This window comes from Methylobacter svalbardensis (assembly GCF_037671525.1).
Taxonomy (GTDB): Bacteria; Pseudomonadota; Gammaproteobacteria; order Methylococcales; family Methylomonadaceae; genus Methylobacter_A; species Methylobacter_A svalbardensis.
The window spans coordinates 22,662-44,169 of record NZ_JAWPOH010000031.1 but is presented as its reverse complement, the minus strand read 5'-3'; the positions used below and the strand labels follow the sequence as shown (position 1 = coordinate 44,169).

Annotated in this window: 22 protein-coding genes; 1 reads left to right on the top strand and 21 read right to left on the bottom strand. The window is 48.5% G+C overall.

The window, feature by feature from the left end; translation table 11 throughout:
- Window positions 1-106 precede the first annotated feature (106 nt).
- From RW114_RS12740 to RW114_RS12680, 13 genes are all read right to left on the bottom strand, one after another.
- Window positions 107-502: an ABC transporter permease family protein gene (locus tag RW114_RS12740; protein ID WP_340123134.1), complete on the bottom strand. Its 396-nt coding sequence runs from the start codon at window positions 500-502 to the stop codon at window positions 107-109.
- 10 nt (window positions 503-512) lie between these two features.
- Window positions 513-1,340, bottom strand: a complete 828-nt coding sequence (cysT, locus tag RW114_RS12735; RefSeq protein WP_340123133.1) for a sulfate ABC transporter permease subunit CysT — start codon at window positions 1,338-1,340, stop codon at window positions 513-515.
- 161 nt (window positions 1,341-1,501) lie between these two features.
- The gene (locus RW114_RS12730; RefSeq protein WP_340123132.1) at window positions 1,502-2,506 is read right to left on the bottom strand and encodes a sulfate ABC transporter substrate-binding protein; all 1,005 of its coding nucleotides are present in this window, start codon (window positions 2,504-2,506) and stop codon (window positions 1,502-1,504) included.
- A 287-nt stretch (window positions 2,507-2,793) separates the two neighbouring features.
- Window positions 2,794-4,194 carry an alginate export family protein gene (locus RW114_RS12725; protein ID WP_340123131.1) on the bottom strand — a complete coding sequence of 467 codons (1,401 nt, stop codon included), beginning with the start codon at window positions 4,192-4,194 and terminating at the stop codon, window positions 2,794-2,796.
- Window positions 4,195-4,309: 115 nt separating this feature from the next.
- Complete coding sequence (locus RW114_RS12720) at window positions 4,310-4,477, bottom strand: YezD family protein (protein WP_340123130.1); 168 nt, start codon at window positions 4,475-4,477, stop codon at window positions 4,310-4,312.
- A 572-nt stretch (window positions 4,478-5,049) separates the two neighbouring features.
- Window positions 5,050-5,823, bottom strand: coding sequence for a hydrogenase nickel incorporation protein HypB (gene hypB, locus RW114_RS12715; protein WP_340123129.1), 774 nt, complete (start codon window positions 5,821-5,823; stop codon window positions 5,050-5,052).
- A 320-nt stretch (window positions 5,824-6,143) separates the two neighbouring features.
- Complete coding sequence (gene hypA / locus RW114_RS12710) at window positions 6,144-6,545, bottom strand: hydrogenase maturation nickel metallochaperone HypA (RefSeq protein ID WP_340123128.1); 402 nt, start codon at window positions 6,543-6,545, stop codon at window positions 6,144-6,146.
- Between the two features lie 122 nt (window positions 6,546-6,667).
- A complete protein-coding gene (locus tag RW114_RS12705; RefSeq protein WP_340123127.1) occupies window positions 6,668-7,150 on the bottom strand; it encodes a hydrogenase maturation protease in 483 nt (160 codons plus the stop codon).
- A complete protein-coding gene (locus tag RW114_RS12700) occupies window positions 7,143-8,642 on the bottom strand; it encodes a Ni/Fe hydrogenase subunit alpha (RefSeq protein ID WP_340123126.1) in 1,500 nt (499 codons plus the stop codon). Before RW114_RS12700 ends, RW114_RS12705 begins: the two co-directional genes overlap by 8 nt.
- A gap of 25 nt (window positions 8,643-8,667) precedes the next feature.
- A complete protein-coding gene (locus RW114_RS12695; RefSeq protein WP_340123125.1) occupies window positions 8,668-9,207 on the bottom strand; it encodes an NADH-quinone oxidoreductase subunit B family protein in 540 nt (179 codons plus the stop codon).
- Window positions 9,197-9,916, bottom strand: a complete 720-nt coding sequence (locus RW114_RS12690) for a 2Fe-2S iron-sulfur cluster-binding protein (protein ID WP_340123124.1) — start codon at window positions 9,914-9,916, stop codon at window positions 9,197-9,199. Before RW114_RS12690 ends, RW114_RS12695 begins: the two co-directional genes overlap by 11 nt.
- Complete coding sequence (locus RW114_RS12685) at window positions 9,909-11,696, bottom strand: NAD(P)H-dependent oxidoreductase subunit E (protein ID WP_340123123.1); 1,788 nt, start codon at window positions 11,694-11,696, stop codon at window positions 9,909-9,911. The genes RW114_RS12690 and RW114_RS12685 overlap by 8 nt, the downstream gene beginning before the upstream one ends.
- Window positions 11,697-11,952: 256 nt before the next feature.
- The gene (locus RW114_RS12680; protein WP_340123122.1) at window positions 11,953-12,177 is read right to left on the bottom strand and encodes a hypothetical protein; all 225 of its coding nucleotides are present in this window, start codon (window positions 12,175-12,177) and stop codon (window positions 11,953-11,955) included.
- Window positions 12,178-12,263: 86 nt separating this feature from the next.
- Between RW114_RS12680 and RW114_RS12675 the strand changes: the two genes are divergently transcribed.
- Window positions 12,264-12,734, top strand: a complete 471-nt coding sequence (locus RW114_RS12675) for a DciA family protein (RefSeq protein ID WP_340123121.1) — start codon at window positions 12,264-12,266, stop codon at window positions 12,732-12,734.
- Between the two features lie 33 nt (window positions 12,735-12,767).
- On the opposite strand, the gene lpxC is transcribed toward RW114_RS12675, so the two are convergent.
- The 8 genes from lpxC to murG all read right to left on the bottom strand — a co-directional run bounded on the left by lpxC (window position 12,768) and on the right by murG (window position 21,483).
- A complete protein-coding gene (gene lpxC / locus RW114_RS12670; protein WP_340123120.1) occupies window positions 12,768-13,691 on the bottom strand; it encodes a UDP-3-O-acyl-N-acetylglucosamine deacetylase in 924 nt (307 codons plus the stop codon).
- An 89-nt stretch (window positions 13,692-13,780) separates the two neighbouring features.
- A complete protein-coding gene (gene ftsZ / locus RW114_RS12665) occupies window positions 13,781-14,950 on the bottom strand; it encodes a cell division protein FtsZ (protein WP_340123137.1) in 1,170 nt (389 codons plus the stop codon).
- 37 nt (window positions 14,951-14,987) lie between these two features.
- Window positions 14,988-16,214 (bottom strand): cell division protein FtsA, encoded by a 1,227-nt coding sequence (gene ftsA / locus RW114_RS12660; protein WP_340123119.1) that lies wholly within the window; start codon window positions 16,212-16,214, stop codon window positions 14,988-14,990.
- 124 nt (window positions 16,215-16,338) lie between these two features.
- Window positions 16,339-17,079, bottom strand: a complete 741-nt coding sequence (locus RW114_RS12655; protein WP_340123118.1) for a cell division protein FtsQ/DivIB — start codon at window positions 17,077-17,079, stop codon at window positions 16,339-16,341.
- Window positions 17,080-17,085: 6 nt separating this feature from the next.
- Complete coding sequence (locus RW114_RS12650; RefSeq protein WP_340123117.1) at window positions 17,086-18,018, bottom strand: D-alanine--D-alanine ligase; 933 nt, start codon at window positions 18,016-18,018, stop codon at window positions 17,086-17,088.
- Entirely contained in the window at window positions 18,015-18,899 is an 885-nt protein-coding gene (gene murB / locus RW114_RS12645; RefSeq protein WP_340123116.1) for a UDP-N-acetylmuramate dehydrogenase, read from the bottom strand. Before murB ends, RW114_RS12650 begins: the two co-directional genes overlap by 4 nt.
- Entirely contained in the window at window positions 18,896-20,347 is a 1,452-nt protein-coding gene (murC, locus tag RW114_RS12640) for a UDP-N-acetylmuramate--L-alanine ligase (protein ID WP_340123115.1), read from the bottom strand. Before murC ends, murB begins: the two co-directional genes overlap by 4 nt.
- Window positions 20,344-21,483, bottom strand: a complete 1,140-nt coding sequence (gene murG, locus RW114_RS12635) for an undecaprenyldiphospho-muramoylpentapeptide beta-N-acetylglucosaminyltransferase (RefSeq protein ID WP_340123136.1) — start codon at window positions 21,481-21,483, stop codon at window positions 20,344-20,346. Before murG ends, murC begins: the two co-directional genes overlap by 4 nt.
- Between the last annotated feature and the right edge of the window lie 25 nt (window positions 21,484-21,508).

Here is a 21,508-nt window from a genome sequence, read left to right as displayed (position 1 = left end):
CTTTCAAGACGTATATGCAAGATGCCAGTAAAGTTTTGTGTGTCATGAAGAAAATGCGTGAAGATTTCGCAATCCCTGCGTGAATTTTACTGTAGTGGCTTGGAAATTATTTACCTGAGAAACTATAGACCAAACCGGCAATGACCGGGGACACTGAAAACGGCAGATCAATCAGGGTAATCAGCAGGCTTTTGCCGCGAAAGTCAAAACGGGCTATCGCCAAGGCGGCGGACACGCCAAACACGGTGGTCAGCGGCACGGTGACCACGGCAACCAACAGGGTCAAGCGCATCGCTGCCAGCGCATCGGGATGCGTCAGGCTGGCACTGTAGGCCGTCCAGCCTTTGGCAAAGGCTTCAATGAGTACGGTCAGCAGCGGCAAAATCAGAAACAATCCGATAATGCTCAGGGTGAGTCCGATCAAAGCGTATCGAACCCAGTCGGGATCCGACAGCGTCAGTTTTTTTGAAGCCAGAAAAGAGGTAGCGGAAACAGCATTCATCACGAATCTCTCACAGTTGTCCTGATCGACGGCGTACCCACCATTGCAGCCCGTTAATCAATAATAATAATAGAAACGACAGGATCAGCATGGTCAAACCAATCGCGGTTGCCCCGGCGTAATCGTATTGCTCCAGTTTGGTGATAATCAACAGCGGCACGATTTCCGAGATATAAGGCATATTGCCGGCAATGAAAATGACCGAGCCATACTCGCCGACGCCGCGCGCAAAAGCCAGCGCAACGCCGGTAATGGTCGCCGGCAGAATATTGGGCAGAATCACTTTAACAAACGCTTGCAAGCGCGTGGCGCCAAGACTGGCGGCGGCTTCTTCCATCGCGGTGTCGAATTCCTGCAACACCGGTTCAATGGTGCGTACCACAAACGGCAAACCGATAAAGATCAAAGCAAAGACAATGCCCAGCGGCTTGTAAGCAATTTGCACATCAAGACTATCCATCACCAGCTTGCCGATCCAGCCGCGAGGTTCGTAGATTGCGGCCAGCACGATACCGGCCACGGCGGTCGGCAAGGCGAACGGCAGATCGATCAACGCGTCGAACAGGCGTTTGCCGGGAAAGGTATAGCGCACCAGCGACCAGGCGATGATAAAGCCGAACACCCCGGCAACAAAGGCGGCAATCAGCGCCGCGCCAAAGCTGATGCGGAACGAGGCCTGCACACGCGGGTTGGTCAGTATCGCCCAGTACTCGTCGAGGCTGAGCTCAAACGTTTTCAGCAGCATCGCGCTCAGCGGAATCAGCACGATCAAGGCCAGATAAACCAGGGTAAAACTGATGGCCGGGCGAAATCCCGGCATGATGTTACTTTGTGGCATATCAATAATCTTTTATGTGTTGGTCTGTATCGTTTCGCAACCCATCCAACAAATGGTGCGGTAAATTGGAGTGCCAGCTTTGCTTGCGCAGCAGGCAGAGCCTGCACTCCGGTTAATGGCCTTGGGTTAACGGAAAAACCGTTAACCCAAGGCCGCATTTCTTATGGCGCGTAAATTTGATCGAAATAACTGCCGTCATCGAAATGCTCTTTTTGAGCCTGCGCCCAGCCGCCGAATTTTTCGTTGACGGTAAACAGCTCCAGTTTCGGAAAGCGTTTCAAGTCTTCAGGATCGGCATGTTCCGGTTGGTAAGGACGATAAAAATGCTTCGCCGCCAATTTTTGCCCGACCGGTGAATACAGGTACTGCAGATAGGCTTCAGCCAAATCCAGGTTGCCGGTCTTTTTGGCAACCTTGTCCACCAGCGTTACCGGAGTTTCGGCCTTGATGCTGACCGGCGGCACTATGATTTCAAACTCGCCGGAGCCCTGCTCTTTAAGCGCCAAAAACGCTTCGTTTTCCCAGGTGATCAGCACATCGCCGATACCGCGCTGGATAAAGGTTGTGGTGGAGCCGCGCGCACCGGAATCCAGCACCGGCACATTCTTGTAGACTTTTTTAACAAAATCCTTGGCGGCTTCCTTGCTGCCGTAATTCTGTTCGCCAAACGCCCAGGCGGCGAGATAGTTGTAACGCGCTCCGCCTGAAGTTTTTGGATTGGGCGTAATGACCGAAACGCCTTCTTTGGCCAAATCATCCCAGTTTTTAATCGCTTTGGGATTATCTTTGCGCACTAAAAACACGATGGTGGAGGTGTAAGGCAGGCTGTTATTGGGCAATCGGCTTTGCCAATTTTCGGGCAATATACGTGCTTTTTTGGCGATTTGATCGATGTCGTAAGACAGCGCCAAGGTCAGCACATCGGCTTCCAGCCCGTCGATCACCGCACGGGTCTGTTTGCCTGCGCCGCCGTGGGATTGCTGGACCTTAACGTCTTCGCCGGTTTTATCTTTCCAGTATTTGATGAACTCTTTGTTGAAGTCCTGATAGAGCTCCCGGGTCGGGTCGTAGGACACATTCAGCAGCGTTCTGTCTGCCAGGGTCGCACCGCTTGACAATAAGGCCAGGCTGAAAAACACGAGTTTTAAGGGAATGGTAAATTTCATGGTTTTTCCTTAAATTAAAATGATTTAGGTTTTTATCGCAATAGTGCCGGAACCGGGGTCATGGTAAGCACCTTAGCTAACTTATGAAAACGATATATTTAGAACTACTTATCTAAAAATTAGATAATAACTACGGCAGCGACATCGCTCCCGCAGTTATCGCACTCATTTACTTGATCGTACCGTCGCCAAACGCATTCAGCGACACTTCGAAGTAGAAGAAATTACTAGCCTCTGATGTAAAAGGGCCGTTGGCCGTGCTGCCCTTATCGAATGACCGGGTAAAGTTACCCGGTTCGAAGCGGGCATAACTCAAGCTCCAAGCTCCAATCGACATACGGATTGAGTTTATGGCGCATACGAATGTCGAGTTCATGCCCCAGGAAGTTGCCGCTTTTACCGCTCCTGTCTCTCAGGTTGGCGCGGTTCCAGGCATCGGTTTCGCTTTCCAGCCAGAAGGCGTTATAACCGGCGTCGATACGCACATTTTTATAGGGTGTAAATTCCAGTCGGGCTTTAGGGGTATGAACGTTATCCCAGGAGAAATAATCGTTGCGCGACCACGGCTGGTTGAAACCGTAAAAGGCATCAAATTTCTGGTTCATGTTGTCACTGGAATTTTTGTCGCCGGTGCCGTAGCCGTAATACAGGCTGGCCCGAGGCTTCCAGTCATGATCAAAGGTATAACCGGATTCCAGCGAGTACGCCAGAGCATCATGCTGGCGCAAGGTCTGCGTTGTACCCGAAAGCGAACCGGAGCGGCCAAACTGTTTGTTGATATCCGCGTCAAAATCAAAGCCGCTATCGCCGAAAAGTCCATAAACCCGTAAACCCGGCGCATAAATATCCATATCGGGCTTACGATTAGCCGCAACGGTATTGGTTGGGTCGCCATTTTGCTTGCGGCCCAGGAAGTAGGGCTGGATGGTGATAAACTCCGACCACTGCCGCAGATTCAGCACGCCGCCGTAAAACCAGGTATCTTCGTCAGCCCGGTCAAAATCATATTTTGACCGTTCAACTGGATGAAACGCAAAGGTATCCAAATGCCAGTCGTTTTGCTTTTTGCCGAATTGGACACGAAAACCCTCGAAATTGTTGGTGGTGTTGCGGAATTGATTGCTGCCCACCAGACGCCGATCCAGCAATTCCAAAGCCTGACGGCCGGCGCGGATGCTTAACGGCCGGTTATGGCCGAGCGCATTGTCGAAATACAGCTCAGCGTAACCCTGAATCAGTTCGAATTCGTTGATGTCAGCGTCGGTTCTTTCATACAGGCCGTTGTAACTGCGGGCGTCTTCAAATTCGACCGCAAAGCGTAGCGGGTCGAGAATGTCTTTTACCCCGATATAGCCGCGAGTTCTCAATAGCCATAGATTGTCAGGGTCGTTGCGATAGGTATTTAGCATAGCATTGGTTGTAGGATTATTTCTGCGCCGCAAATCGTTTTCCCGGTACTCATAACGGGTGCGAAAATCCAGACCGACATCCAGCCATTCCACATCGCGAAACTGCTCGAATTGGGTTTTGCTCAAATTACGCACATAAGCCGGTGGATCGGTGTCCGGCTCGACACGATAACCTTTGGTTTTGACGTAATAATCCTCGGCATTTACTAAACTGGGCAACGCCAGCAGCAGACCCAAGGCACCGGTTACCGTCGCAATATTGACGAAATTACGCTTCATAGTTTTACCTTCATTTAAAAATCTTTTTTTGATTAGTAACTTCCGGTGATCCGGTCGGTTCACGTTGTAGTGTTGTTTTCGCCGTTTTTTTACGGTAGAAATTTATAGTTATTATTTATATATCAAAGCGTAACTTCTCCTTACGTTCGATCTGTACCACCTTGTTGTCATGAATGATAATTTCGATTGAACCAAAATTAATTTCTTGCAAAATACTGGCAATCTGATCTGAGATTTCAGTTATCTGTTGTTCTTTGCTGCGGTTTCTCGTATCAGATGCCATAAAAACACTCCTGCAAAACTTACCGTTGATGTTGAAGCGCCGCTTAAATCAGGCATTATCTTCAATAAACCGATAAGCTTAAGATTTAATAGCGAATAAAAAGATTACCAAATAAGCAACACAAGTTGCTCAGGTGCAATATTAGAGGAGATCAGGGTTTTAATGAAACGATATAATTAGATTATAATATCTAATTATAAGATATTGAGCTTCTGTCGCCAGCACTCGCCCTGTAAAATCAGTTGCTTAAACTGCAAATTATTTCAGTGTAATGGCGACAGACTGTTTGACGGGACTGAATAAAGCAGAATTATTCCTGGCTTGGCTGAGGGTTTTTACGAAAGGCGGAGAATACTAAACATCCGGGGAGTCGCTATTGTTGCGCAGGTTTATATGGCATTTTGAGCCACTTAGAAACATGAAAGTCGGGTTGCGGGAGCGACGTAGGCGTCGCTCCCGCGGAATTCGTGGCTATGCTAAACCGGACACACTCTAGAATAACCTGAAATATAAGAGGTGCGTCGAACGTGAATCAAGAAAAACAAAAAGTGGACAGCAAAGCACTGCGCGCTCTACGCTTCGATCTTAACGTTCCCGGCAAGCCAGTCTGTCCAGGCGGAAAAATTATCGCCCTTGGTCGATGACAACTGGATGATTTGTATACCCGGATTGACCTGCCTGGCGAAGTTAATACAACGCTGCACATCAAAATCGACATACGGCAGCAAGTCGGTTTTATTGATGATCATTAAATCTGCCGCATGAAACATGTCCGGATATTTGAGCGGTTTATCGTCGCCTTCGGTCACTGACAGCACCACGACTTTATGCGCTTCGCCCAAATCGAATGAAGACGGGCAAACCAGATTGCCGACATTTTCTATGGCCAAAAAACTGTGGTCTTTTATGCCCAGCGCCTGGAGCGCATGACCAATGCCGTGGGCATCGAGATGGCAGGCTCGACCGGTGTTGATTTGCAGCGCAAGTACGCCGGTGGCTCTGATTCGATCCGCGTCATGCTCGGTCTGCTGATCGCCTTCGATGACGGCGATAGGAAAACGGTCTTTTAAGACTTTAATCGTTTCGACCAGCAAGGTGGTTTTACCCGCGCCGGGACTGGAAACCAGATTCAGCGTAAAAATATGATGCTGCTGAAAGTAAGTCCTGTTTTGCTCCGCATAGGCATTGTTTTTACTGAGCAAGTCCTGCTCGACTTTAACCAGACGCTCTGTTTCGTGATCATGATGGTGATCACCGTGGTCATGGTCATGCTGATGAACTTGCCCGTTTACAGGCTGGAGTTTGATAATTTTGCCTGGTTGGCTGCAACCGCATATTCCGCACATAAATAGTGGCCTTTAGGAGTGAAAGTATTTTATTCTTGGGTGTTGATTTCAGGGAATGCCATTTGTTTTTACCATGAAGAGCATGAAGAAGTTGCTGTATTGACTGCCTGCGTTTTCTATAGAGATGATTTTATAAAACAAAACTTTTTGGTACTTACTTTAATAACTTTACAGTAAAGGTGATTAGAAATCCTTATTCGACAAATCGCCCAATTCTCTTTCCTTCATTATCTTCATGCTCTTCATGGTCATAAAAACAAGTTATAAACATCAATGAGACATTGTTACGCATCAGCACCTTTATTCATTTGCTTGTTTGCTTAGATAACAATCAAGTCTTTAATTTTCATGTCCGCGCCCTGAATGACTTTAACCTTAGGACTTCCACAATGGGAGCATGGATCATGCGAAGTTTCCAGTTCAACTTCAAGTCCGCATTGCCGGCAAATTCCCAGTCCGGCTATATCGGAAATGATCAATTCGGCATTTTCCGCCAGCGAGTCTTTCATGACCACATCGAAACCGAAGCGCAATGCATCCGGCTCAATACTGGAAAGTTTGCCGATTTCCAGGGTCACTTTGGTGACCTTGCTGAACTTTTGGCTCACGGCATGATTTTCCAGAATTTCCCTGACGTTTTCCAGGAGGGAGAGTTCATGCATGGCTGTCCCTGCCCTGCACCCTTCGGGCAAGTGCAAATCTGCTCCCGGCAGATTTGTCATGCATGATAACCCATCTAGGCACCCTTCGGGCAAGTGCAAATCTGCTCCCGGCAGATTTGTCATGCATGATAACCCAGCCATGCACCCTTCGGGCTAGTGCAAATCTGCTCCCGGCAGCTTTGTCATGCATGGCTTGCCTGTTTAAGCCAAAAATCAACATCGGGATTGCCCAATAATTGCCCTGCAAATGAACACGCTTTTGCCAAATTATGTTCAGCGTTAGCACTTAAGCCTTCGCCTAATTCAAATTTATCGGCTTTGATGCTCAGCAGAAAACACGGCGGCGGCGTTTGCTTTTTTATCGATTGATACACGTCCAAGACCGCCGCAGGACTCATCGCGTGCGTCGTGTAGCTTTTATCCCGGGCTGGCTCCAGCACGGTAAAATCAAACGCATCGACGCTGGCTACGGAGGCATCGACAAATAATACCAAGTTCCTGTTTTCCAGATCCAGCGCATGTTCGATTTGTAATTGGAAGTCGGACAATATTTCAATCGCGTCCAAGTCGCAATGAGTTTCGATATATTCCAACAATAACGGCCCCAGCGCATCATCGCCGCGACTGAGATTGCCATAGCCGAACAGCAACACCGGTTTACCCATGTTCCCGCTCAATCTGACCGTCACTGTGTTTGACCAGCTTATCGATCAGCTTGCCGTCAACATCGACCAACTCCAGTTGCAGCGGCATTTTGCCTACCGCATGGGTGGCGCAGGACAAACAGGGATCGTAAGCGCGTATCGCCACTTCCAGATTATTCAATAACGGTTCGGTCAGTTCGCGGCCGGACAAATATTCTGCGGCCACTTGCCGCACCGACTCGTTCATCGCCATGTTGTTGCTGGTGGTCGAAACGATTAGGTTGGCTTTGGTGACAATGTCGTTTTCATCGACCTGATAGTGATGGAACAGGGTACCGCGCGGCGCTTCAATCACGCCCACGCCTTCATAGCGTTTTTCACCTTGTGCGACCAAATCAGAGCCCATGATGTCCGGGTCATTCAGCAACTGTTTAATGCTTTCTGTGCAATGCAGCAGTTCAATCAGGCGCGTCCAGTGATATGCCAGGGTGCTGTGTACCATCGCTTCGCCGCTGTGCGCCTTAAACTCGACTCTGGCGGCTTCGGCCAATGGCGTGTCGATATAGTCGCAGTTATTGACCCGCGCTAAAGACCCGACCCGGTACCAGCCTTGTTCCTGTCCCAGCGACAACAGATAAGGAAATTTCATGTAGGTCCAGGAGCGGACTTCTTCATGGATATAATTGTTATATTGGCAATAATCGACGTGATCCATAATGGTTTCGCCGTGCTCATTCTTGGCGCGGATACCGCCGTGATAAAGCTCCAGCGCACCATCCGGCTTGGTCAAGCCCAGATAATTGCTGCGTATCGTGGCAAAATCATCGTAATAAGGCAGGTTGGAGCAATGCACTTTCTTGATCAGCGCAACCGAACCTTCCGCCCAGGTTATCATCTGGTCGATGTCTTCGAGCAGGTAGTCGCGTTCCGCTTTGCTCAGCGATTTGTTCATGCCCCCGGCAATCGCGCCGGTGCCGTGTATGCGCTTGCCCGACACCATGCGAATGACTTCCTGGCCGTATTTGCGCAGTTTTACGCCCTGTACGCCGATTTCGGGATATTCGCTCAATACCGCGACAATCGAACGCTTGCTGATGTCGCTTTCAAAACCGAACAATAAATCCGGGCTGGATAAATGAAAGAAATGCAAGGCATGGGATTGCATGACTTGCCCGAAATGCAGCAAGCGCCTTAATTTGTCCGCCGAGACGGGCAAGTTTTCAGGGTCGATGCCGACCAGTTGGTCTATGGCTTTGGCGGCGGCTAAATGATGGCTGACCGGACAGATGCCGCATAAGCGCTGCACCAGAACCGGCAATTCCCAATAGGGCCGACCTTGAATGAAGCGCTCAAAGCCGCGAAACTCAACGATATGCAATCTGGCCTGCTGGACTTTGTTATCCGCATCCAGCAATAACGTGACTTTGCCGTGGCCTTCAACGCGCGACACCGGATCGACGACAACGCGTTTTAAACTGTCCCGGTTTTCAGCTGTTTCTAAATGTTCGTACATGATTTTCCTCGTATTTGTAGGTCGCTCAATCGTAATGAACCAACTCGTAAGGCAATGAAGGTTCACGCCCTTCGATCAAATCGGTCAGGAATTTCCAGAACACGTCCGCTGACGGCGGGCAGCCGGGTAAAAAATAATCGATTTTGACGACTTCATGAATCGGCCGCACCTGATCCAACAGCAAGGGCAATTCCATGTCGCTGGGAATCTGCGGATTTTCCACGCCAATTCCGTCCATATAAGCCTCATTCAGGCATTCCTCAAGCGGGATATGATTGCGCATCGCCGGCAATCCGCCGTTAATGGCGCAAGCGCCGACCGCAACCAGGATTTTGCAGTTATTACGAAACTCCCGTAATACGTGGACGTTTTCGGAATTGCACACGCCACCTTCTATCAGGCCTATATCGCAGTTAGTACAGTGTTCTATGTCGGTAAGCGGCGAGCGGTCAAACTCGACTACTTCAACTAATTGCAGCATGCGCTCGTCGATATCCAGAAAAGACATGTGACAGCCGAAACAGCCTGCCAGCGATGTAGTTGCGACTCTAATTTTATTTGCCATGTTTAGGATGCTCCGAAGCTAAAGCGACTTGGTCGATTTGTTGATGATCGTAAATACGCTCACCAATCGGCACCTGATAACCGGTACGTTTAACCAGAATCGCGCCGGTAGGACAAATGTGGACAGCCTGATCGTTCACATCCACGTCAGTATCTTTCAGTAACCCGCTTTCAGCATTGACGATCAAATGCTTGTGGATGCCGCGCCCGCTGAGCGCAAATACGTTTTTACCGTCTGTTTGCTGGCTGGCGCGAACGCACAAGGCGCAAAAAATACAACGATTATGGTCGATCATCACCTCGGCATGTGAGGCATCTACTTTTCGATCCGGGTAAAACAATGGAAAATGGTTGTCGAGCATATTCAAATGATAGGCCACGGCTTGTAACTGGCAATTGCCGGTTTTTTCACAGGACATGCAAAAATGGTTGCCTTCCACAAACAGCATCTGGGTGATTTTCTTCCGGTCGTCAATCAGCTCTTGAGTCTCACTGAGTACCTCCTGGCCGTCCATAGCCGGAAAGGTGCAGGCAGTACAGTTGCGCCCGTTGACGTTGACTGTACACAGTTTACAGCTGCCGTGCGGGGTAAATTCCGGCTGATGGCATAAGTGCGGAATATAGACGTCGGCTGCCATCGCCGCATCCATAATGGTCTGCCCCTCTTCAAAAGGGATGGTTTTGCCGTCGATGGTAATGTTTTTACTCATGTTCGTTCACCTCTATTTGAGTCAAATGCGCACCGGTATCATCCCGATTGGCCATGCGCCGCGCTGTTTCCAGTGCGCCATCCAAATCGAATCCCGGTTCATAACTGATTTCTTTTAATCGACTTTGATACAAATCCGGGTAACGCTCCAGCGTGGTTAAGATCGGATTCGCCGCGGTTTGTCCGAGGCCGCAATGGCTATAGTTTTTGACCAGTTGACACAATTCCTCCAGCACAACAACATCGCCCGCCGAACCGTGGCCCTTAACAATCTTGTCGATCTGTTTTTGCAATAATGAGGTTCCGACCCGACAAGGCGTACAAAATCCGCAACTTTCATGGGCAAAAAAGTGCGTGAAGTTATGCACCATGTCGAGAATATTACGACTGGTGTTGAAGATAATGAATGAGCCTCCGGTGGCCAAATCTTCAAAAGCCAGCTTGCGCTCGAACTCCTGATCAGAAATAAAGGTGCCTGACGGCCCCCCGACCTGAACACCCAACACATCGTCCGCGCCACAGTCATGCAAAATAGTCTGAATCGTCACGCCAAAAGGGTATTCATAGATGCCGGGACGCGCGCAATCGCCGCTGATACTGAGTATCTTGGTGCCTTTCGATTTTTCGGTGCCGATACTGGCAAACCAGTCGCCGCCATTGACCGCAATGCTGGCCGCCGCCAGAAACGTTTCTACATTATTGACTACGGTAGGCTTGCCCAGATAACCCTGGGTGACCGGGTAAGGTGGACGATTGCGCGGAATACCCGCCTTGCCTTCCAGCGACTCGATCAGCGCGGATTCTTCGCCACAAATATAAGCGCCTGCACCCAGACAGATTTCAATATCGAAATTCCATCCTGCGCCCAGAATATTGCTGCCCAGCAAACCGTTTCGGCGACGCTGATCCAGAATGCCTTGCAGTTTATCGTATAGATGCAAGTACTCGCCGCGCAAATACAAAAAACCCTGTTTGGCTCCGATAATCGCGGCGCACACCGTCATGCCTTCAAAAACCTGATCTGCATAGGAATTTAGCAACACCCTGTCCTTGAATGTGCCGGGTTCGCCTTCGTCGGCATTGCAAATCACATAACGCTCAGCCTGCTGCTCTTCGGAACAAAACTGCCACTTGATCGCCGTTTTAAATCCGGCCCCGCCCCGACCCCGCAAACCTGATTTATCGATTTCGGTCAGCGTTTCCTTGATGCCTCGCTTTAAAACCGCTCTGAGTGCCGCGCCTTGCTCAAGCGTCTGCTTCAGCAATAAACCGGGGTTATGGATATTATCCTCCACCTGAAATAATTCGCTCGGCCATTCGCTCAGGGGTTTTTGTTCATTAATCAGCTCTGTAATTTTATCGCACACAGAATGATCCAGATGAGTCAATGCATAGCCGTTAACCAAGCCGGCAGGTCCCTGATCGCACATGCCGGTACAGGAAGTATTATCCAGACTGACCACGCCATCTGCCCTGACCTCGCCGACTGCAACAGCCAATTTATTTTCCAGATAGTCGAGCAGAGTTTTCTTGCCCAGCATATGATCGGTTATCGAATCGCTGATCAACAGCTCATATCGCCCTCTTCGGGTCAGATGGAAAAAACTGTAGAATTCAATGACGCTGATAATTTGCGTTCGGGGAATGTTCAGCAAGCCGGACAGCTGTTCTATCGCCTCTTCCGGGATATAATGAAAACGGGATTGAATCTGTCTTAGAATTTGCAACAAATGTGTTGCCTGATGATTATTTTCTACGATACCCTGAATGTATTGTCTCACTTTATCTCCCCGGCTTTATCTTTCTGGATGTTTGTGAATATGATACTGGCGAATTATTAAATTAAAGTGACTTATTTCCTTACAAGAGCTAACTATATCTCACTATCGTAGATAAACCAATAATGGGTGCTGATGCGTAACAATGTCTATTGTTGATCCCTTATCCAGCTTATAACTTGTTTTTATTACCATGAAGGACATGAAGATAATGAAGGAAAGAGAATTTGTCGAATAAGGATTTCCAATTTACTTTACTTTACTGTAAAGCTATTAACAATACCTTCGCCAAAATGAAAAGCAGGTCTTTTTTCACTAACCTTAAAAGTATAACTGATTGATTTTTATAAATACAAAAATTATGTTTTTTAAAAAAAACTAAATTGGCAAAGGTATTGATTAAAGCAAGGACTAAAAATTTTTGTTTTATAAAATCATATCTATATAAAACGCAGGAAGTAAATGCAGCAAATTCTTCAAGCACTTCATGCTCTTCATGGTAAAAACAAATGACATTCCCTGAAATCAACACCCCAATAATTAGGTAACAGGACTTCTCATCAAGCACTCATGGCAAAAAAACCAACTTCATTTAAAGCGGCCTTGTCGTTCCCAAACCGTACTATGGCTCATTTTTATAGCCAGATTGAGCAGCAAAAACAGGTTCTACGGCGTATTCATGACATTCTACCGGCGGCGTGTGCCAAACATGCGCTGCACTGCGTTATTAACGGCAAGAAACTGCTGGTTTATACCGATACGGCGGCCTGGGCATCGCAACTGCGCTTTTATAACAGCGCAATTCTCGCCGCCATCGCCCCGCTAACCCGGGAATCGGTCTCGATTATGCAGATTAAAGTCCGGGTAGAGACGCTGCCTACAACATATCTACCCGGACGGACACCGATCATTCCATCGGCGGAAAAAATAGCGTTCATCCATAACCACAGTCTCACGATTTCGGATGAACACTTGAAGCTCGCGTTGCTGAGATTAAGTACAACGCTGGAAAAACTTTCAAAACAGCAAACCCCAGCCTAGTATCCAGGCAAAGGCTGACCACTGTCGACTGTCTTATGCCTCTGGCCTAAGGGTCTCCGCTGAACGCATAAAAGAAATCGGGGCGGTTTCTTCATCGTCAAAGGTAACCATTTCCCAGGCATCCTTATCATTTAATAAAGCGCGAAGTAATTTATTGTTCAATCCGTGCCCCGATTTATAACCGGTAAATTCGCCTATCAAGCTGTGCCCCAACAAATATAAATCGCCTATCGCATCAAGAATTTTATGCTTAACAAATTCATCCGCATAGCGTAGACCATCTTCGTTGATAACCTTGTCATCATCGACCACAATGGCATTATCGAGGCTGCCACCCAAAGCCAGGTTGTTTTGTCGCAACATCTCAATATCTTTCATGAAGCCGAAAGTTCTGGCTCGACTCACTTCCTTGACAAAAGTAGTCGATGAAAAATCCATGGTGGCGGTTTTTACATGCTCTTCAAAGGCAGGATGCTCAAAATCAATCGTAAACGTAACCTTGAAGCCTTCAAACGGCTCAAAAGCCGCCCATTTATCGCCATCCTCAACTCTTATGCTACGCTTTATACGGATATACTGTTTCGGACTGTCCTGTTCTTCAACCCCCGCAGACTGGAGCAAAAATACAAAAGGCCCGGCACTGCCATCCATAATCGGAACTTCTGCGGCACTGACATCGATAATGGCATTGTCTATGCCTAATCCGGCAAAAGCCGAAAGCAAATGTTCTATAGTCGAAATTTTTACATCACCCGCAACCAGGGTTGTTGAGAGTATAGTTTCACCAACATTTTCCGGCGTTGCCTCAATGGTCACCGGGATATCCAAATCGACTCTGCGAAACCGGATCCCGGTATTCACTTCAGCCGGGCGTAAAGTCAAATAAACTTTATCGCCCGTGTGTAGCCCTACACCTGTTGCCCTGATTGTGTTTTTTAAAGTTCGCTGTTTAATCATAAAATCAATAACACTAAGTAAAGAGGGCAAAAGGCGCAAATTCTATCACAATCAGACCCGAAAACTGAATCCATTGTTACTCGCACGCACTAATCTGCTTGACGTCTTAGAAAGGCCGGAATATCCAGATAGTCTAAATCCATATCTTTTTTAGGCTGAGCCCCAAAACGTGTCTCTCTGCTTTCTGATTTATTTTGACGCATGACTGTGGGTGTATCCAGGCCTTCATAACTGACTTCGCCTGCCGCATTCTGATTAACGTACCCTACTGACGCTTTTGGAGCAAGCTTGACCGCCCTGGACGGCAAACCCATTCCTGTAGCCACTACCGTCACTTTAATCTCATCGCCTAAGTCAGGATTAATAGACATGCCGATTTTGATAACGGCATCTTCCGAAGCAAATTCATGAACAATATTACCCACTTCATCGAATTCGGCAATGCCCATATCGGCCGCAGAAATATTAACCAAAATGCCACGGGCACCTTGTAAATTAATGTCTTCCAGTAATGGACAGGCAATAGCTTTCTCAGCCGCCTCCCGAGCCCGGTACTCCCCCTCTGCTGTAGCGGTACCCATAATCGCAGCCCCCATACCGGACATCACGGTTCTGACATCGGCAAAATCAACGTTAATCATGCCTGGATGAACAATAAGTTCGGTAATGCCCCGCACCGCATCCAGCAACACATCGTTAGCCGCTTTAAATGCATTGACCAACGACACATCGTTACCCAGTACCGGAAGTAATTTTTGATTGGGAATGATGATCAATGAATCGACGAATTTTTCAAGCTCTGCTATGCCTTGCTCCGCAGTTGCCAGCTTCTTTTTACCTTCAAATGCAAACGGTTTGGTCACCACGGCAACCGTCAGAATACCCATACTTTTGGCAATTTCTGCAATAACAGGAAGCGCTCCGGTACCGGTACCGCCGCCCATACCTGCTGTCAGGAACACCATGTCAGCGCCCTCTAAAACCTCCTTGATGCGATCCTTGTTTTCGTCTGCCGCCATTCTTCCAACTTCAGGATTGGTACCTGCGCCCAGACCTTTGGTTAATTCGACACCTAATTGAATAATCGTATCAATGTTTAACTTTCTTAATGCCTGCGCATCGGTATTTGCACAGATAAACTCAACCCCCTCCACAAGACTACCCACCATGTGATTGACCGCATTGCCGCCACCGCCACCGACACCAATAACTTTGATGACTGCATGTTCGTTACTCATATCCATTAATTCATATTTCATTGCCATGACCGTTGCCCCTTATTCTGTTAATAAACTATTAAAAATTACCTTGAAACCAACTCTTCATTCTTGAGAACACGCTGGGGCCATTAGAATCAATTCTGACGCCGACACCCTGGTGTTCTTTACCATACATTAACAATCCGACCCCGGTAGAGTGAATCGGATTTTTTACCACCTCAGTTAAACCCGTCACATTTTGCGGCCCACCCATACGAACCGGCATATGAAAAATTTCTTCTGCTAAATCGATTAATCCCATGACTTTTGAACTGCCGCCTGTTAATACTACCCCGGCGGCAATTAATTCTTCATAGCCGCTGCGCCTTAATTCTGATTGAACCAGCAGCATTAATTCTTCATAGCGGGGCTCAATAATCTCCGCCAGATTTTGCGTTGAAATCTTGCGCGGCGCTCTATCGCCGATACTGGGTACCTCAATAATCTCATCTACATTCGCCAACTGCGTTAAGGCGCAGGCATATTTTCGCTTAATATCCTCAGCATTGAGCGTCGGCGTCCGTAGTGCGACAGCTATATCATTGGTCACCTGATCGCCCGCTATCGGAATCACCGCCGTATGCTTGATGGCGCCCTCGACAAAAATCGCAATATCCGTGGTACCGCCGCCAATATCAATCAGGCAAACGCCCAATTCTTTTTCATCTTCAGTGAGTACCGAATTGCAGGATGCCAGTTGTTCCAGCACGATATCATCGACTTCCAGGCCGCAACGCCGAATGCATTTGACGATATTTTGCGAAGCGCTGACACTGCCGGTAACCATGTGAACCTTGGCTTCCAGACGAATACCCGACATTCCGATAGGCTCCTTGATGCCTTCCTGAAGATCGATCACAAACTCCTGAGGCAAAATATGCAAGATTTTCTGATCCGCAGGAATTGCCACAGCGCGAGCGGAATCAATCACCCTGTCTATATCATACTGAGTCACTTCCTTGTCTTTAATGGCCACGATGCCGTGAGAATTAAGGCTACGGATATGACTGCCGGCAATACCTGCATAAACCGACTTGATCTGGCATCCGGCCATTAATTCAGCCTCTTCAATAGCGCGCTGAATGGATTGCACGGTCGATTCCAGATTGACCACCACACCTTTTTTCAGACCGCGCGATGGCGTTGACCCAATGCCTATGATTTCTATATTGCCGTCACTGGTAAGTTCACCAACGATAGCCGCGACCTTCGAAGTACCGATGTCCAGTCCGACTATCAAATTACGCTCTGTTTTTTTCGCCATTTTGTTTACTCTGTGTCACTTTTATTAAGATTAGCCATCTATTTCATGTTGCGGATTGGCAATTTTCTTCCGACCGCCAAGGATGGCGACCGCGACTGCTCCCGGCAGTCTTGCGGCATTTCCGTCATCCACGGGGGTCAGAAGTGTCGCGATCGGTAGGGAACCGATGCGACCAGTCAACTTCTTCGGCTCCAGGTTTCCATGAAACCGCATATCCGTTGGGATACCTCAAATCAACTATTGCCATTCGCTCAACCTGTTCTTGTCCTAATACTTCCAGCGTTTTCAAAAACCGCTGTAATTTCTTTAATTGTTCATTTCGTCCCAACAGTATTTCCAGGCCTGTTGTTAATTTTATCTTCCATGCCCAGCGATCATTAATCGTAAACTCCGCCATTTTCATGGACTGATCCGCTAATGCCGTGTTGACGCCTTTCATAATTTCCAGCGTCTTCAGCTGTTGCAACTCAGGCCCTTGCAAGATGGGCATATTCTTAAATTGATCTATATGCTTCGGTGTAATGATCTCGCCTCGTATGCTAATCAGGCTTTGTTGGCCCCATCGTACATAGGGTTTCTTTTCACGTATCTTGATGTCTATCGCATCAGGCCAGACTCGTTTAACCGTAACGCTATCAACCCAAACTAATTCCGAAACGGCCTGATGTATGGCTTGCATATCGGCATCAAAAAAGCCGGTCATCACCAAGGGTTGTAAAGCCGCCTGTATCTCGTCCTTCCCGAGGTATTGAAAAACCCCTTCGCTTCTTACATATTTAATCGGTATGCTCTTAATCCCTAAACCTGCCATCCAGACTAGGCCCGTAATCAGTAAAACGGTAATCATGATTTTTGCAACAGTCATTCATCATTACCCGCAACTGGTTTCCAGAATACGCCAAACCAATTCATTAAAATCGATACCCGCCTGTTTAGCCGCCATCGGCACCAGGCTATGGTCGGTCATGCCGGGAACGGTATTAACCTCTATCAACTGATACTGCCCCAAGTCATCGATAAATACATCCACTCTTCCCCAGCCTTTAACACCGACTACCTTGCAGGCCGTTACCGCCAATTCCTTCAACGCCTGTTCCTGATCCTGACTCAGTCTGCAAGGACAGTGGTATTGCGTGGTCGTCGCCTGATATTTTGCTTCGTAATCGTAAAATGCATTAGGCGTTTCCAGGCGAATAACCGGCAAGGCCTCGCCATCCAGCACCGCAACGGTATACTCTTTGCCGGTAACCCAGGCTTCTGCATAAACATCGCAACGATATTTTTCCGCCACGATCAAGGCTTTTTGCAATTCATCCCGATTACCGGCCTTGCTCATGCCGATGCTGGAACCTTCCTGCGCCGGTTTGACGATAACCGGAAAACCCAGCTTTTCAATGCAGCCATCCAGATCGGCTTCGTCTTCCAACAAACACCACAGAGGCGTGACCAAACCATAACCCTGCCAGCACAGCTTGGTTCTGAGCTTATCCATAGTCAATGCCGATGCCATCACGCCACTACCGGTATAGGGAATCCCCAGCACTTCCAGAACCCCTTGCAGCACACCGTCTTCGCCGCCGCGTCCGTGGATAATGTTAAATACCCGGTCAATCTTGAGTCCTGCCAACGCTTCAATCGGACTACCGGTGACATCAAGGGCAAGCGCATCTACGCCTTGACATTTTAAAGCTTCATAAACGGCTGCCCCGCTTTTTAACGAGACCTCCCTTTCCGCCGCCGAACCGCCCATCATTACCGCGACTCGACCGAATTGTTTCGGTTTATTAATCGCCAATGCTTTCATATTGCTACACCTACCATACAAACCTCGGTCTGCAAGACTACCCCCTGCTGTTGTTTAACTTTATCCTGTACATAATAAATCAGGGCTTCGATATCGGCTGCCGTAGCATTGCCGGTATTGACAATAAAATTCGCATGCTTTTCCGACACACATGCACCGCCAATTGCATAACCTTTTAAACCGGTTTGCTCTATCAACCTTGCCGCATAATCGCCTTCCGGGTTTTTAAATACCGAACCGCAACTGGGCTGGTTGGTCGGTTGCGTTGCCGCTCGTTTTTCCAATAAGCCCTTAATTTTCTGCTGACTCGAGGCCGTATCGCCTTGCTGTAACGTTAACAGACAGGACAGAAACCACTCGTTATTTAAGCTCTTTACCGACCGGTAACTCACCGTAAAATCCTGCGGATTTCTTTCCGTCACCTTACCCGACATAGCCAGCATTTCCACACGCTTAACAATGTCCCAGGTTTCCCCGCCAAAGGCTCCGGCGTTCATCTTCAAGGCTCCGCCCATGGTTCCGGGTATGCCAGCCAGAAACTCCGCGCCAATTAAGCCCCGTTCCCCACAAAAACGCGCCACATGTGCGCAGGGAACTCCCGCTTCGACATAAACCAGGCCATCGTCGGTCAAGCTCATCTCTTTTAATCGTCCCTTGGTATTAATCACCGTGCCACGTATGCCGCCATCCCTGACCAATAAATTACTACCCAGCCCCATCCAGAACACCGGTTCGGATTCCGGCAGGGCCTTGATAAATTCAATCAGATCCTGCAGGTTATGCGGGATGTACAGCTGATCCGCAGGGCCGCCAACGCGCCAACTGGTATACTTCGCCAGTTTTTCATGCTTAAGCACGCGGCCTAGATTCTCAGTGGTCATTTATCAGAAACCTTAGCCTGCAACGCCTCTGCCAACAACTGCGGCAACTGTGCAGCAATCTGCCCGACATTGCCTGCACCCATGGTCAATACCACATCCCCGGCTAAGACGATGCCTGCCAATATTTTCGGCAATTCTTCCCGGTTTTTGACAAATACCGGATCGACTTGTCCGCGTACCCGAATTGCCCGGCTTAAGGCTCTGCCGTCCGCGCCGGGAATAGCTGTCTCACCTGCCGAATAAACATCCATCAGAATCAGCACGTCAACCGTTGACAACACTTGCACGAAATCTTCGAATAAGTCCCTGGTGCGGGTATATCGGTGCGGCTGGAAAACAACAACCGAACGCCGATCCGGCCATGCCTGATGCAAGGCTTCAAGCGTTGCCGCAATCTCACGCGGATGATGTCCATAATCATCTACCAGTGTCAGTTTGCCTTCACCCAGCGGCAAGTCGCCGTTAATCTGGAAACGCCTACCTATGCCTTTAAACGCACCCAGGCTTCTGATGATTGCTTCATCATCTACCGCCAGTTTGGTTGCGACACTAATCGCCGCCAGTGCATTGAGCATGTTATGCCAGCCTGGCATATTCAAAGTAATATGCAACGGCGGATAGTCGCCTCTTCGCATGACTTCAAAAGCCGTATGCATGCCCTGCTGTTTGATATTTATTGCACGTACATCGGCATCTTCATGGACGCCGTAAGTCATTACCGGTTTGGATATTTCCGGCAGAATCGCTCTTACGCCTTCATCATCCAGACACATCACCGCTAATCCATAAAAGGGAAGATGATGTAAAAACTTTATAAAAGTATCTTTTAATCGCTGATAACTGCCTTCATAGGTCGCCATATGATCCTGATCAATATTGGTGACTATGGCCATCATCGGCTGCAAATACAGAAACGAAGCATCGCTTTCATCGGCTTCGGCGACCAAATAATGACCCAAACCTAATTTAGCATTGCTGCCTGCGCTGTTTAATCGCCCGCCAATGACAAAAGTTGGATCCAGCCCGCCTTCGGCCAGAATACTTGCAGTCAGACTGGTGGTAGTGGTTTTTCCATGGGTTCCGGCAACGGCAATACCAAATCTGAAACGCATCAACTCGGCCAGCATTTCCGCGCGCGGAATGACCGGTATCCTATTTAAATAAGCCTCATCAATTTCTTCATTACTTCGATCTATTGCGCTGGACGCGACCACCACATCGACCTGTGCAATATTCTCCCGTTTATGCCCGATGTTGACGGTCACGCCCAAGTCAGCCAGTCGTTTCGTCACCGAGCTTTCTTTAATATCCGAACCTGAGACGTGATAACCGAGATTCGACAACACCTCGGCAATGCCGCTCATACCGGTGCCGCCTATGCCGACAAAATGTATTCGGTCGATATTGCCTAATGCCTGGGTCGGTATCTGACTACTTGGGCGATTCATAGTCCCGCCTCGGTCATGCAAATACCGGCAACGATTTTTGTCGCATCCAGACGTGCGTATTCTTTTGCAGTTTTACTCATCACATCCAATTGCTTAATTACCTTAGTTATCTGTTCTACCAGCGTTGTTGCATTCAAATCTTTTTGCCTCAATAACTGCCCTGCACCGGCATCGGTTAAATACCGGGCATTGGCCGTTTGATGATCGTCAATCGCGGTCGGCAACGGTATAAATATCGCAGGAACTCCGGCTGCCGCCACTTCACTGACGGTCATTGCGCCGGATCTGCAAATCACCAGATCCGCCCATTGATAGGCCGACACCATATCTTCTATAAAGGCATTGACTTCCGCGTTCACGCCTAAGGCTTGATACCGGCTCTCGACCTGCTGCTGCATGACCGCGCCGGTTTGGTGCCTGACTTTGATATTCTTTAACTCGGCCAAAGCTTCAGGCACTATTTCGTTCAATACTTGGGCTCCCTGGCTACCGCCAACGACTAATATATTAATCCCCCCTAGCCCCTCGGCAACTGCTCCCGGCGTTGCTCTACCTCCTGCATCCATGCAGTCGCCTTTTTCAAAGAGGGGATTAGCCTCCCCCTTTGAAAAAGGGGGAGCTAGGGGGATTACAAACTGTTTTCTTAGCGGATTGCCGGTAAATTTGGCATTAACATTTTCAGCAAAACTGTCCGGAAACGCTTCCAATACCTGATTGGCCATGCGTGCCAACAATCTGTTGGTGGTACCGGGCACCCGATTTTGCTCATGAATGATCAGAGGTATACCTAATAGTTTTGCCATCAGTCCGCCCGGTCCTGCTACAAACCCGCCCATACCCAACACCACATCCGGTTTGCGCTTTTGCAATATTTTCAATGCCTGACTACAAGCCTTTATCAGCAACAATGCTGCCGTTATTTTCGACAGCCAGCCTTTACCCCGCACTCCGGCAACCGACAACCAGTCTATATCTATACCCTGCTCAGGAATCACTCGGCCTTCCAAGCCCTTCTGCGTGCCTAGCCAACTGACCTGCCAACCTTTTTCGATCAACTCTTGAGCGACTGCCAACGCAGGAAACACATGCCCGCCGGTTCCTCCAGCCATAATAACGATGCGTCGCCTATAGGACATAGGCGAGGGGCGTGAGCAGGAGCGG